The following is a 13718-nucleotide window of genomic DNA, read 5'->3' on the forward strand; positions in this document are numbered from 1 at the left end:
GTCTCCGGATGGACCTCGACAGGTCCGGTGAAATGCTTGAATCAGGGCCGCCCGCCAGAACGGGCCAGGTTCACGGGTTCAGGCCGCGGCGGCGCGGCGATGCTGCGACAGCCGCTCCTCGGCTTGCGCCAGTTGCTCGGGCAGACCGCGCAGCACCACGATGTCGCTCGCGCGCAATTTCGTCGACGGGTCCGGTTCGACGCCGCGGATGCCGTGCCGGCGGATCGCGGTCACTTCGACACCGAGTTCGTACAGGCCCACCTCGGCGAGCGTACGGCCCACCGCGTCGGAGCTCTCGTCGACCGGCACCGATTGTAGCCGCACCTGCTCGTGACCGTCGTCGTCGTCGATGTCGTCGGCGCCGTGGAAATAGCCGCGCAACAGCGAGTAGCGTTCGTCGCGCATCTCCTCGACGCGCCGCACCACGCGCCGCATCGGCACGCCCATCACGACGAGCGTATGCGACGCGAGCATCAGGCTGCCCTCGACGATCTCCGGAATCACCTCGGTCGCCCCGGCGGCGAGCAGTTTCTCCAGATCGGCGTCGTCGACGGTACGCACGATGACCGGCAGCGTCGGCTCCATCTCGTGAATGTTGTGCAGCACCCGCATTGCCGACGGCGTGTTCGCGTAGGTGATCGCGATCGCGCCCGCGCGATGCAGGCCCGCGGCCAGCAGCGACTCGCGCCGCCCCGCGTCGCCGAACACGACCGATTCACCGGCCGCCGCGGCCGCCGCGACACGGTCGGGATCGAGGTCGAGCGCGACATACGAGAGCCCTTCATGCTCGAGCATGCGCGCGAGGTTCTGCCCGGCGCGCCCATAGCCGCAGATGATCACGTGGCCGCTCTGCTTCAGGCTCTGCGTCGCGATGCGTGTCATCTGCAACGACTGCATCATCCATTCGGTCGACGACAGCCGCAGCACGACGCGGTCCGCGTTCTGGATCATGAACGGCGCGGCGAGCATCGACAGCAGCATCGCGGCGAGAATCGTCTGCAACAGCGTCGCGTCGACCAGATGCCGGTCGAGGATCAGGTTCAGCAGCACGAAGCCGAACTCGCCCGCCTGCGCGAGACCGATACCGGTGCGCATCGCGACGCCCGGCGTCGCGCCGAAAAGCCGCGCGAGGCCGGTAATCATGACCATCTTCAGCAGCACCGGGCCGATGAGAAACGCCAGCACGACGAGCGGATGCTCCCAGATCACGCGCGGATTGAGCAGCATGCCGGTAGTCACGAAGAAGAGCCCGAGCAGCACGTCGCGAAACGGCTTGATGTCCTCTTCCACCTGATGCCGGTACGGCGTCTCGGCGATCAGCATGCCGGCGATGAACGCGCCGAGCGCGAGCGACAGCCCGAATTTGTCGGTGATGAACGCGGCGCCGAGCGTAACCAGCAGCAGGTTGAGGATGAACAGCTCCTGCGAGCGGCGCCGCGCGACCACGTTGAACCAGCGCGTCATGAAGCGCTGGCCGACGATCAGCAGCAGCGCGAGGGCCACGACGATCTTGATCGCCGCGATGCCGAGCGCGCTGGCCAGATTCTCCGAGCGGCCGCCGAGCGCCGAAATGATGATCAAAAGCGGCACCACCGCGAGATCCTGGAACAGCAGCACGCCGAAGATATTGCGGCCGTGCTCGGTTTCGATCTCGAGCCGCTCCGCCAGCATCTTGCTGACGATCGCGGTCGACGACATCGCCAGCGCGCCGCCCAGCGCGACGCACGCCTGCCACGTGATATGCACCCAGCGCTGCAGCACGAAGCCGAGCGACACCGCCACCCCGACCGTGCCGATCACCTGCAGCAAGCCGAGTCCGAACACGAGCCGGCGCATCGTGCGCAACTTGGCCAGCGAAAACTCCAGCCCGATCGAGAACATCAGGAACACGACGCCGAATTCCGCGAGGTTCTGCGCACCCGCCGAATCGGGGATCAGCCCGAACGCATGCGGCCCGACGACGATGCCGACCGTCAGATAGCCGAGCATCGGCGGCAGATTCAGGAAACGAAAGATCACCACGCCCGCCACCGATGCCAGCAGCAGAAACAGCGTCATCTCGAGCGGGGAAATCATCGGCAAAAACGCATGGGTGAAGCGTCCTCGTTCGTCAGCGGAACCGCGCACGAGAACGCCGTGCGACATGATGGATAGGGCCGGCAAAAAGCTGCTAAAGAGCGGCAAAGCAGCTGCAAATGAGACTATCGACAGGCCGACGAAGACAGCGGCCCGGCACAGCAGGCCCGGCGCGGCGAACAGGCGCCTTTGCTATACTCCGCGCATGATAGCGAAAATCAATGGCGACAGGGCACTCACGCTTGCTCGCGACGTACTCGACATCGAAGCGGACGCCGTGCGCGCGCTTCGCGACCAGCTCGACGGCAGTTTTGTCGGCGCGGTCGATTTCATCCTGGGTTGCCGTGGGCGCGTGGTCGTCTCCGGCATCGGCAAATCAGGCCACATAGCCCGCAAGCTGGCGGCCACGCTGGCAAGCACCGGGACACCCGCGTTCTTCGTGCATCCGGCGGAAGCCAGCCACGGCGACCTCGGCATGGTCACCGCCGACGACGTCTTCCTCGCGCTGTCCAATTCGGGTGAAACCGAAGAGTTGATGGCGATCCTGCCGCTCATCAAGCGGATCGGCGCGAAGCTGATCGCGATGACGGGCCGCCCTGGCTCCAGCCTCGCGCAACTCGCGGACGTGCATCTGAATTCCGGCGTCGCGAAGGAAGCCTGTCCGATGAATCTCGCGCCCACCGCCAGCACCACCGCCGCGCTCGCACTCGGCGATGCGCTCGCTGTCGCGGTGCTCGACGCGCGCGGCTTCGGCCGCGACGACTTTGCGCGCTCGCATCCGGGCGGCGCGCTCGGCCGACGCCTGCTCACCTACGTGCGCGACGTCATGCGCACCGGCGACCAGTTGCCGCAGGTCACACCCGAGGCAACCGTCAGCGATGCCCTCTTCCAGCTGACCGCAAAACGCATGGGCATGACCTCGGTTGTCGACCATAAAGGCCGTGTGACGGGCATCTTCACGGATGGCGACCTGCGCCGCGTGCTCGAACGCGACGGCGATTTTCGCCAGTTGCCGATCGGTTCGGTGATGACCGCGAGCCCGCGCACGATCGGGCCGGATCAACTCGCGGTCGAAGCCGTGGAACTGATGGAGCGCTATCGCATCAATCAGATGCTGGTCGTCGACGAATCGGGAAAGCTAATCGGCGCGCTCAACATGCACGACCTGTTTTCGAAGAAGGTGATCTGATGGCAGTTGCTCCCCCTACCGCTACCGAACGCGCAAGCCGCGTGAAGCTGATGATTTTCGACGTCGACGGCGTACTGACCGACGGCGGCCTGCTGTTCACGGCGGAAGGCGACACGATGAAAGGCTTCAACTCGATGGACGGTCACGGCATGAAGCTGCTGCGTCAGGCCGGCATCGAAACGGCCATCATCACCGGGCGCCAGTCCGGCATCGTGGCTGCGCGGGTGAAAGAATTGAACATCACGCACGTCTACCAGGGCGTGCAGGACAAGCCGCAGGCGTTCGCCGACCTGCTGCGGCAAACCGGCCTCACCGCCGAGGAATGCGGCTACATGGGCGACGACTGGGTCGATCTCGCGGTAATGCTGCGCGTCGGCTTCGCGGCTGCGCCGGCCAATTCGCATCCCGAAGTGATCGCGCGTGCGCACTGGGTCAGCGAGGCGCGCGGCGGCCACGGCGCGGCACGGGAAGTGGTCGATACGCTGCTGCGCGCGCAGCACAAATATGAAGCACTGCTTGCGGCGGCGTGCAGCGGCGAGCAACGGGGCCTCGTGGGATGAACCAGTTTCGCCTGACTTCGCTGATCCCGCTCATCGCGATGGCGGCGCTCGCCGGCATCACGTGGTGGCTGCTGCAAGCCACGTTGCCGAGCAAGACCGACAACGAGGTGCGCCCGAAAGAGCACACGCCGGACTACTTCGCGGACAACTTCTCGGTGTCCGAGCTCGACCAGTCGGGCGCGACGCAGTACCGGCTGACTGCGCAGTCGCTGATCCATTACGAGGACGACGAAATGAGCGACCTCGTCAAACCGGCGATGCGCGCGTTCCAGCCCGGCAAGCCGATCGTCACTGCGACCGGCGATACCGGCACGGTCAACGCGGATGCGTCGATCGTCAATCTGTACCAGAACGCCCGCATCCTGCGCGCGCCCGGCGGCGGCGATCCGCAGATGCAGGCTGATTCCGAGCATTTCAGGGTCCTCGTCAACGACGATGTGATCGAGACTGAAAAGCCAGTTAAACTTCAGCGCGGCATGTCGGTGATGACTGCCAGCGGCATGAAATACAACAATGTCACCCGGTTTATGCAATTGTTCGGCAATGTAAGAGGCGCAATCGCCGCGTCCGATTCCGGCCACTAAGCCAACGCATACCGGGTAATCCATTCCAGGCGTGACTGCATGAACGAATCGCTCCCCCGTTTTGATACCGGCCGTTCGCGCGCGCTGTCCGCGTGCCGCGCCGCACTCGCTGCGCTCGTCGTCGCGATGCCGCTCGTCGGCTTCGCGCCGCTCGCGCACGCGGACCGCGCCGACAAGGACAAGCCGCTGAACATCGAAGCTGACAACATGACTTACGACGACCTGCGGCAGGTCAGCATCTTTACCGGCCACGTGGTGGCGACCAAAGGGACGATCCTGATCAAGGCCGATCGCGTCGAAGTGTCGCAAGACCCGCAGGGCTACCAGTTCGCGACCGGCACCTCGAGCGGCAACAATCTGTCGTATTTCCGCCAGAAGCGCGAAGGGCTCGATGAATACATCGAGGGTACGGCCATCCGTATCGATTACGACGGCAAGCAGGATCTGACCACGCTGACCACCAACGCGACGGTGCGCCGCCTGCAGAGCATGACGACGCTGCTCGACCAGGTACACGGCAGCGTGATCACCTACGACGGCCAGAACGACTTCTACACCGCCAAGGCGGGCAAGGACGTCGCCGGTCCGGGCAATCCCACCGGCCGCGTGCGCGCAATGCTGTCGCCGCGCAATGCGGGCGCCGCGCCGCTGACCGGCGCGTCGGCCACGCTCACGCCGTCCAACTCGATCCAGGGAGCGCCGAACCAGTGAGCACCGTAAGCAGCACCATCACGCCGCTCCCCCATCGCAAGCCGGCCGGCACCAGTAGTTCGCTGGCCGTGCGCAATCTGAAGAAGCGCTATGGCTCGCGCACGGTCGTCAAGGACGTGTCGCTCGACGTGAAAAGCGGCGAAGTGGTCGGCCTGCTCGGCCCGAACGGTGCCGGCAAGACCACGTCGTTCTACATGATCGTCGGCCTCGTGCCGCTCGACGCCGGCGAAATCGATCTGGATGGCAAGTCGATCAGCCTTCTGCCCATTCACAAGCGCGCTTCGCTCGGCCTGTCGTATCTGCCGCAGGAAGCGTCGGTGTTCCGCAAGTTGACCGTCGAGCAGAATATTCGCGCGGTGCTGGAACTGCAGCATGACGAAAACGGCAAGCGCCTCGGCAAAGACGCGATCACGTCGCGCACCGAAGCGCTGCTCGACGAGCTTCAGATCGCGCATCTGCGTGAAAATCCGGCGCTGTCGCTGTCAGGCGGCGAGCGTCGGCGGGTTGAAATTGCGCGCGCGCTGGCAACCAATCCGAGCTTCATCCTGCTCGACGAACCGTTCGCCGGCGTCGACCCGATCGCGGTGCTGGAAATCCAGAAAATCGTCAAGTTCTTGAAGCAGCGCAATATCGGCGTCCTGATTACCGACCACAACGTACGCGAAACGCTGGGTATCTGCGATCACGCGTACATCATCAGCGACGGCAGCGTGCTGGCCGCCGGCGCGCCTAGCGACATCATCGAAAACGAAAGCGTGCGGCGCGTCTATCTGGGCGAGCACTTCCGCATGTAAGCACACACGGCGTCCCCGGCCACGCGAGCGCGCGCGGCCGGCCGCGGCGCCAATTTTGCGGCACCCGCACATTCGTTGTCAGACGGCGCAGGCTGGCGCCGGGCGGCGCGCCATTTCGGCGTACCCAAAAATTGCGTGTGCCGCAAGGTATCGCGGTCGTGGCAAACTCTCTACAATGAATCTCAACTTGCCATGAAAGCCAGCCTCCAACTCCGCCTATCGCAGCATCTTGCGCTGACGCCGCAACTGCAACAGTCCATCCGGCTGCTGCAGTTGTCGACGCTCGAATTGCAGCAGGAAGTCGCCATGGCGATCTCGCAGAATCCACTCCTCGAAAACGAAGACGAGTGGATTGCGAGCCCGTTGCGGGTTGCGGCCGACGGTTCCGTGATCGCCCAGACACCGGGCTCCTCGGCGCCGGCCGACCCGATGGCCGGAAACGGTTCGGCATCGTCCGAGGGCAGCGGCGAGCGAGCCGAAAGCGGCGAACCGCAGGGTGTCGATGAATACAACGGCCTTTCGGGCGACGGCGGCGGCGACACGTCACAGTGGAACCTCGACGACTACGGCCGCTCCGGCAACGCGTCCGACGACGACGACCTGCCCCCGCTGCAAATCCACGAATCGAGCACATCGCTGCGCGACCACCTGATGGCGCAACTACGTGTCACCCAGGCGAGCCAGCGCGACCGCGCGCTCATCACGTTCCTGATCGAATCGCTCGACGACGACGGCTATCTCGCCGCCACGCTCGAAGAAGTGCTGGCCGACCTGCCCGAAGAACTCGAAGTCGATGTCGACGAACTGAACGCCGCGCTTGCGCTGCTGCATAGCTTCGACCCGCCCGGCGTCGGCGCGCGGTCCGCGTCCGAATGTCTGAAGCTGCAGTTGCTGCGGCTCGAGCCATCGCCCACGCGCACGCTTGCGCTAGACATTGTCGGCCATTACCTGGAGTTGCTCGCCGCGCGCGATTTCACGCGGCTGCGCAAGCACCTGAAGGCCAGCGACGACGATCTGCGCGACGCGCATGTGCTGATCCGCTCGCTCGAACCATTTCCGGGCGCCGCCTACGGCAAGGCCGAAGCGGACTACGTTGTGCCCGACATCATGGTGCGCAAAACGGCACAGGGCTGGCAGGCGGAGCTGAATCCCGAGGTCGTGCCGAAGCTGCGGATTAACCATCTGTACGCGAATATTCTGCGCAATAACCGCGGCGATCCGGGCAGTGGTTCGTTGCGCCAGCAACTGCAGGAAGCACGCTGGCTGATCAAAAATATCCAGCAGCGTTTCGAGACGATCCTGCGAGTTGCGCAGGCAATTGTCGAGCGTCAAAAGAGCTTTTTTGTGCACGGCGAAATCGCCATGCGCCCCTTGGTTTTGCGGGAAATAGCTGATACGCTGGGCCTACACGAGTCGACTGTCTCGCGTGTGACAACCGGTAAATACATGCTTACCCCTTTCGGGACGCTGGAATTCAAGTACTTTTTCGGCTCGCACGTTTCGACGGACACCGGCGGCGCGGCCTCCTCCACGGCCATTCGCGCGCTGATCAAACAACTGATAGGAGCGGAAAACCCGAAATCGCCACTTTCAGACAGTCGCATAGCCGAACTGCTGGCGGAACAGGGCTTCGTGGTCGCACGTCGTACCGTTGCGAAATACCGTGAGGCGCTCAAAATCCCGGCAGTCAACCTGCGCAAGTCTCTGTAGCTCGCCGCGTTTTGCAGCGGGCATTTACCGGCCGCTCCGCACCTGGCGGACAGGCCGGCCGCTGCGACCTGCCAGATGTCCGTCACCGGGGGGCGACACAGGCAAGCCGTCAGATCGACCGGACCTTTGTCATTGTGCGGACCAAGCGGCCATTAGCTTGGAGAAGCACTATGAATCTCAAGATCAGTGGACACCACCTCGAAGTAACGCCTGCGTTGCGCGAATACGTGATCACCAAACTGGACAGGGTGCTAAGACATTTCGATCAGGTCATCGACGGCAGTGTGGTCCTCTCGGTCGACAACCATAAGGAAAAGGAGAAGCGTCAAAAGGTGGAAATCAACCTCCACCTGAAGGGCAAGGATATTTTCGTCGAGAGTTGTGACAGTGATTTGTACGCTGCGATCGATCTGATGATCGACAAGCTCGACAGACAGGTGATACGCCACAAGGATCGTCTGCAAGGGCATCAGCACGAAGCGATCAAGTATCAGCCGGCGCCGCAACTGGACGTGCCGCCGCAATAGGAGAAACTCGAGCGAATTGCTGATTTCTCTGGGACTCGTCAAGCCGCCCGCAACTGGGCGGTTTTTCGTTTCAGCGCCCGGCGCGCGCTCTGCGCGGTGCGCCCTCGCCGAGGCCAGGCTCAAACATTCGCGCAGACGTTTGCGCAGCGCGACATATTCCGCGCCGCAAGCGGTGAAAAACCTGATATGCATAGATGGCGCGCCGCACCATCGGCTGTCACCCTGTTCTATAATGTTCCGGTTACCATCGGGGTCAAGCCAGTTCTGATGAAGTACGGCCGGTCGAAATCTCACGCTTTCCCGATCGACTCTCACCGTCCGTCTTCGCCAGCATCGAACGAATGGAACGTCACTCAACCGCCCCGGTGGGGAGAACTCAGGCCACGTTTTCGCCTGTCAACATGAATCGTTTAGCCAAATTTCTTCCCCTCGAGAACGTCGTCATCGGACTATCGGTCACCAGCAAGAAACGCGTGTTCGAGCAAGCGGGCCTGATCTTCGAGAACCAGAACGGCATCGCCCGCAGTACCGTCACAGACAATCTTTTTGCGCGAGAACGACTCGGCTCGACCGGGCTCGGCGAAGGCGTCGCGATTCCGCATGGACGGATCAAGGGCCTCAAGCAACCGCTCGCCGCATTCGTCAGACTCGCGGAACCCATCCCCTTCGAAGCGCCGGACGGCCAGCCGGTCTCGCTGCTGATCTTCCTGCTCGTCCCCGAGCAGGCCACTCAACAGCACCTCGAAATTCTTTCCGAGATCGCGCAATTGCTGTCCGATCGCGACGCCCGCGAGCGGCTGCACACTGAAGAAGACCGCGAATCGTTGCATCGCCTGCTTACTCAGTGGCAACCTTGAGGCAATGGCGGCGGTAGTACATACGCGCGCGCACACGCAGGTAAGGCCCGGCAAGCGGCTAACACTGGAGTCACTGACTCATGGATACGTCCAGCATCAACGCCCAGAGCATTTTCGACGACAACGCCGCCATGCTGAAGCTCAGCTGGCTCACGGGGCATGAAGGCTGGGAGCGCGGCTTCTCTTCGGAATCGGTCGCCAATGCCACGTCGAGCGCCGACCTCGTCGGCCACCTGAACCTGATCCACCCGAACCGGATCCAGGTGCTCGGCGATGCGGAAATCGACTACTACAAACGTCAGACCGATGAAGACCGCTCGCGCCACATGGCCGAGCTGATCGCGCTGGAGCCACCGTTTCTCGTCGTCGCGGGCGGCGTCGCGGCGCCGCCTGAGCTCGTGCTGCGCTGCACGCGCTCGTCGACGCCGCTGTTCACGACGCCGACATCGGCGGCGGCGGTGATCGATAGTCTGCGTCTTTACATGTCGCGCATTCTCGCGCCGCGCGCGACGCTGCACGGCGTTTTTCTCGACATCCTCGGCATGGGTGTGCTGCTGACCGGCGACTCGGGTCTCGGCAAGAGCGAGCTCGGCCTCGAACTGATTAGCCGCGGCCATGGTCTCGTCGCCGACGACGCGGTCGACTTCGTGCGCCTCGGCCCCGACTTCGTCGAAGGACGCTGCCCGCCGCTGCTGCAGAACCTGCTGGAAGTGCGCGGCCTCGGTCTGCTCGACATCAAGACGATCTTCGGCGAAACGGCGGTGCGCCGGAAAATGAAACTAAAGCTGATCGTGCAACTGGTTCGCCGCCCCGACGGTGAATTCCAGCGACTGCCGCTGGAAAGCCAGACCGTCGACGTGCTCGGCCTGCCGATCAGCAAGGTGACGATCCAGGTGGCCGCGGGCCGCAACCTCGCGGTGCTGGTCGAAGCGGCCGTGCGCAATACCATCCTGCAGTTGCGCGGTATTGACACGCTGCGCGATTTCATGGATCGGCAACGTCTCGCCATGCAGGATCCCGATAGCCAGTTTCCCGGCAAGCTGATCTGAAGCCGATCACAGCGCCATGAAGCGCCCGCGGAAGGCAGGACGCGGGCACGCGCATGGAGGCCAGATGCTATGATGAAATCTACGCTTTCGACGACTCCATGCGCATAATCCTGATCACCGGTATCTCCGGCTCCGGCAAATCGGTTGCCCTGAACGCGCTCGAAGACGCGGGTTATTACTGCGTCGACAATCTGCCGCCGCGTTTTTTGCAGCAACTCGCCACCTACCTCGCCGCTGACGGCCAGGACCGTCTCGCGGTCGCGATCGACGCGCGCTCCGGTTCGTCGCTCGACGAAATGCCCGCGATGATCCGCGACCTCAAGCGCTCGCACGACGTGCGCGTGCTGTTCCTGAGCGCGAGCACGCAGTCGCTGATTCAACGCTTTTCCGAAACGCGCCGCCGCCATCCGTTGTCCGGCTCGCCCGCGCACGACGCGGACGTTGGCCTGCTCACGTCGCTCGCCGAAGCGATCGAACGCGAGCGCGAACTGGTCGCGGGACTTGCCGAATTCGGCCATCAGATCGACACGAGCAATCTGCGCGCGAACGTGCTGCGCGCATGGGTCAAACGCTTCATCGAGCAAGAGGACGCGGGGCTCGTGCTGATGTTCGAGTCGTTCGGTTTCAAGCGCGGCGTACCGCTCGACGCGGATTTCGTATTCGACGTACGCACGCTGCCGAACCCATACTACGATCATGAATTGAGGCCGCTCACCGGGCTCGATAAACCGGTGATGGATTTTCTCGATGCGCAGCCGGTCGTCCACGAGATGATCGACGACATCGAGAAGTATCTGTCCAAGTGGCTGCCGCATTTCCGCGACGACAATCGCAGTTATCTGACCGTCGCAATCGGTTGCACGGGCGGCCAGCACCGCTCGGTATTCATCGCGGAGACGCTTGCCGCGCGTCTCGCGACATCGGCGAATGTGATCGTGCGGCACCGTGATGCGCCGGTCGACGTCGGCGAATCATCGAAGCTAGTGGCTTAACCGGCCGCATCGCGCGGCCTTAACCCGAAGCGTTGCGCCATGTCCTCTACGCCTACTGTGTACGCCGATTTGCCGCTGTTTCCGCTGCATACGGTGCTATTTCCCGATGGCTTGCTGCCGCTAAAAATCTTCGAAGCGCGCTACCTCGACATGGCGCGTGACTGCCTGCGGGAAAAAACACCGTTCGGCGTGTGCATGCTGAAAAGCGGCGCCGAAGTCGCGCGTGAGGAAGAACCTTCGGTGCCCGAAACGATCGGCTGTCTCGCTGAAATCGACGAGTGCGACGTCGAGGCATTCGGCATGTTGCTGATTCGCGCACGCGGCACGAAGCGCTTTCGTCTGTTGTCGCATCGCGTCGAAGCGAGCGGCCTGCTGGTCGGCATGGCCGAGCCGCTCGCCGACGACCTGCCGCTCGAAGGCAACGAGCTATTGGCCAAATTCGGCGCGTGCGCGGAAGTGCTCGAGCGGATCATCGCGACGATCCGCGAACGCGATCCGGACAGCCTGCCGTTCGCGGAACCGTTCCGGCTCGACGATCCGTCGTGGGTGTCCAACCGTCTCGCCGAGGTGCTGCCAATCGCGTTGCGCGCGCGGCAAAAGCTGATGGAACTGACCGATGCCGGCGCGCGCATCGACGTCGTGCATCACTACATGCAGCAGCATCAGTTGCTGTGAAATCCTGAAGTCGTCCTTCCGCTAGATCAACGAACCATGCAGGCTGGCGAGCAGCTTGCGCACCGGGGCCGGCACGCCGAACGAATCCAGATCGCTGAGCGCAACCCAGGCGGTGTCCGCATCGTTGAGCGCGGCCAGAGCACCGACACCGCGATCGAGTTCGGCAAGCCGCGGTTCGATGTCGAGCTTGAAATGCGTGAACACGTGGGAGAACGACGCAAGCGCCGACACCTCACCGTCGCTGCCGAACGCGCGTGCCCGCTCGGCGAGCTTCGCTTCGTCGGCGGCTTCGGGCAGACTCCACAGACCGCCCCAGATGCCCGACGGCGGACGCCGCTCGAGCATCACCGCGTTGCCGTCGCGCAGCACCAGCATCCACGTGCGGCGCGTAGGCACCGCTTTCTTCGGGCGCGCGGTCGGCAATTCGCGCTGACGTCCAGTGACGTTGGCGACGCAGTCCGGCGCGAACGGACAGCGCGTGCAGTCGGGTTTGCCGCGCACGCACAAGGTCGCGCCGAGATCCATCAAGCCCTGCGTGTAGGCGCTGACCTCCGCCTTCGACGCATTCGACGGCAACAGTGATTCCGCGAGCGTCCACATTGCGTTCTCGACTTTCTTCTCGCCCGGAAAACCTTCGACGCCGAACAGGCGCGCGAGCACGCGCTTTACGTTGCCATCGAGAATCGTCGCGCGCGCACCGAACGCGAACGACGCGATCGCCGCGGCCGTCGAGCGGCCAATGCCGGGCAACTCGGCGAGTTCATCAACCGACGCGGGAAACGCGCCGCCATGCTGCTCGACGACGACTTGCGCGCAGCGATGCAGATTGCGGGCGCGCGTGTAGTAGCCGAGGCCGGCCCACAGGGCCATCACGTCATCGGATGTCGCCGCGCCGAGCGCGGCGACATCCGGGAAACGCGCGAGGAATTTCGCGTAGTACGGAATCACCGTCGAGACCTGGGTCTGCTGCAGCATGATTTCGGACAGCCAGATTCGATACGGGTCCCGCGTGTTCTGCCACGGCAGATCGTGGCGGCCATGCTGGCGCTGCCATGCGATCAGGCGCGAGGAAAAATCGGGTATCGGCGTGAATGCGGGCGTGGTGTCGGACGCGCTGGAACGCGCGGCGGTCGTTGGAGTCAGGCGGGAAGGCATCGAGAATCTAGCGCTGGCAAGTGGGACAGAAGTACGTGGAGCGTTGTCCCTGCACGATCTGTTTGATTGGCGTTGCACACACACGGCATGGCAGGCCCGCGCGATCATAGACGAAGTAGTCGAGCTGGAAATATCCGCTTTCGCCATTGCTGCCGACGAAATCGCGCAGCGTGCTGCCGCCCTTGTCGATCGCGGCGGCGAGCGTCACGCGCACGGCATCGGCCAGCAGTTCATAACGCACGAGCGACACGCGGCCGGCCGCGGTGGTCGGCCGGATACCCGCGCGAAAGAGACTTTCCGACGCGTAGATGTTGCCCACGCCGACCACGATCTCGCCTGCCAGCAAAGCCTGCTTCACCGACACCTTGCGCCCGCGCGTCAACCGATGCATCAGCGCGCCCGAAAACGCCGGCGAGAAAGGCTCGACGCCAAGGCTCGCGAGCAGCGGATGCTCGAGGACGTCGCCTTCCTCGCGCGGATGCCACAGCACCGCGCCGAAGCGGCGCGGATCACGGTAGCGCAGGATGAAGTCGTCGAAGATCCAGTCGACATGATCGTGCTTCGCCGCGGCAGGCGGATGCGGCACATGACGCAAAACGCGCAACGTGCCCGTCATGCCGAGGTGCACGATGAACCACCCTGCGTCGATTTCGAACAGTAGATACTTGCCGCGTCGCTCGACTTTGCGCACCACATGGCCACGCAAGGTTTTCGCAAGGTCGGCCGGAATCGGCCAGCGCAGCGCGGCCGTCCGCACGTCGACGCGCTCAACCTTGCGCCCGGACACATACGGTTCGATCCCTCGTCGGGTAACCTCGACTTCTGGCAACTCTGGCATG

General features: G+C 63.7%; 14 protein-coding genes. 11 read left to right on the forward strand and 3 right to left on the reverse strand.

All coding sequences use genetic code 11. The features are described 5' to 3' along the window. Nucleotides 1-78: 78 nt before the first annotated feature. Nucleotides 79-2076: a cation:proton antiporter gene (locus AB3X86_RS02215; protein WP_368594996.1), complete on the reverse strand. Its 1998-nt coding sequence runs from the start codon at nucleotides 2074-2076 to the stop codon at nucleotides 79-81. A 205-nt stretch (nucleotides 2077-2281) separates the two neighbouring features. Between AB3X86_RS02215 and kdsD the strand changes: the two genes are divergently transcribed. From kdsD to AB3X86_RS02270, 11 genes are all read left to right on the forward strand, one after another. Continuing rightward, nucleotides 2282-3265: an arabinose 5-phosphate isomerase KdsD gene (gene kdsD, locus AB3X86_RS02220; protein ID WP_368594765.1), complete on the forward strand. Its 984-nt coding sequence runs from the start codon at nucleotides 2282-2284 to the stop codon at nucleotides 3263-3265. Beyond that, the gene (locus tag AB3X86_RS02225) at nucleotides 3265-3825 is read left to right on the forward strand and encodes an HAD family hydrolase (RefSeq protein WP_176109614.1); all 561 of its coding nucleotides are present in this window, start codon (nucleotides 3265-3267) and stop codon (nucleotides 3823-3825) included. The genes kdsD and AB3X86_RS02225 overlap by 1 nt, the downstream gene beginning before the upstream one ends. Next, entirely contained in the window at nucleotides 3822-4409 is a 588-nt protein-coding gene (gene lptC / locus AB3X86_RS02230; protein ID WP_368594766.1) for an LPS export ABC transporter periplasmic protein LptC, read from the forward strand. Before AB3X86_RS02225 ends, lptC begins: the two co-directional genes overlap by 4 nt. 39 nt (nucleotides 4410-4448) lie before the next feature. Further along, entirely contained in the window at nucleotides 4449-5120 is a 672-nt protein-coding gene (gene lptA / locus AB3X86_RS02235; RefSeq protein ID WP_368594767.1) for a lipopolysaccharide transport periplasmic protein LptA, read from the forward strand. Between the two features lie 17 nt (nucleotides 5121-5137). Next, on the forward strand, nucleotides 5138-5914 hold the full coding sequence (lptB, locus tag AB3X86_RS02240; protein ID WP_368594997.1) for an LPS export ABC transporter ATP-binding protein: 777 nt from the start codon (nucleotides 5138-5140) through the stop codon (nucleotides 5912-5914). A 192-nt stretch (nucleotides 5915-6106) separates the two neighbouring features. Then, nucleotides 6107-7624, forward strand: a complete 1518-nt coding sequence (locus AB3X86_RS02245) for an RNA polymerase factor sigma-54 (RefSeq protein WP_176110653.1) — start codon at nucleotides 6107-6109, stop codon at nucleotides 7622-7624. A 170-nt stretch (nucleotides 7625-7794) separates the two neighbouring features. After that, nucleotides 7795-8151 (forward strand): ribosome-associated translation inhibitor RaiA, encoded by a 357-nt coding sequence (raiA, locus tag AB3X86_RS02250; RefSeq protein WP_008921708.1) that lies wholly within the window; start codon nucleotides 7795-7797, stop codon nucleotides 8149-8151. A gap of 341 nt (nucleotides 8152-8492) precedes the next feature. Next, nucleotides 8493-9008, forward strand: coding sequence for a PTS sugar transporter subunit IIA (locus AB3X86_RS02255; RefSeq protein WP_083421008.1), 516 nt, complete (start codon nucleotides 8493-8495; stop codon nucleotides 9006-9008). 80 nt (nucleotides 9009-9088) lie between these two features. Then, complete coding sequence (gene hprK, locus AB3X86_RS02260; RefSeq protein WP_008921706.1) at nucleotides 9089-10057, forward strand: HPr(Ser) kinase/phosphatase; 969 nt, start codon at nucleotides 9089-9091, stop codon at nucleotides 10055-10057. A 98-nt stretch (nucleotides 10058-10155) separates the two neighbouring features. Continuing rightward, nucleotides 10156-11049 carry an RNase adapter RapZ gene (gene rapZ / locus AB3X86_RS02265; protein ID WP_041734268.1) on the forward strand — a complete coding sequence of 298 codons (894 nt, stop codon included), beginning with the start codon at nucleotides 10156-10158 and terminating at the stop codon, nucleotides 11047-11049. Nucleotides 11050-11088: 39 nt separating this feature from the next. Further along, nucleotides 11089-11724 carry an LON peptidase substrate-binding domain-containing protein gene (locus AB3X86_RS02270; RefSeq protein WP_013088324.1) on the forward strand — a complete coding sequence of 212 codons (636 nt, stop codon included), beginning with the start codon at nucleotides 11089-11091 and terminating at the stop codon, nucleotides 11722-11724. A gap of 21 nt (nucleotides 11725-11745) precedes the next feature. Here AB3X86_RS02270 and mutY read toward each other — a convergent pair whose 3' ends face one another. Next, nucleotides 11746-12879 carry an A/G-specific adenine glycosylase gene (gene mutY, locus AB3X86_RS02275; protein ID WP_368594768.1) on the reverse strand — a complete coding sequence of 378 codons (1134 nt, stop codon included), beginning with the start codon at nucleotides 12877-12879 and terminating at the stop codon, nucleotides 11746-11748. A 7-nt stretch (nucleotides 12880-12886) separates the two neighbouring features. Then, a complete protein-coding gene (mutM, locus tag AB3X86_RS02280; protein ID WP_368594769.1) occupies nucleotides 12887-13717 on the reverse strand; it encodes a bifunctional DNA-formamidopyrimidine glycosylase/DNA-(apurinic or apyrimidinic site) lyase in 831 nt (276 codons plus the stop codon). Nucleotide 13718 lies beyond the last annotated feature (1 nt).

It is taken from the genome of Paraburkholderia sp. BR14374, from assembly GCF_040948685.1.
Classification (GTDB): domain Bacteria; phylum Pseudomonadota; class Gammaproteobacteria; order Burkholderiales; family Burkholderiaceae; genus Paraburkholderia; species Paraburkholderia youngii.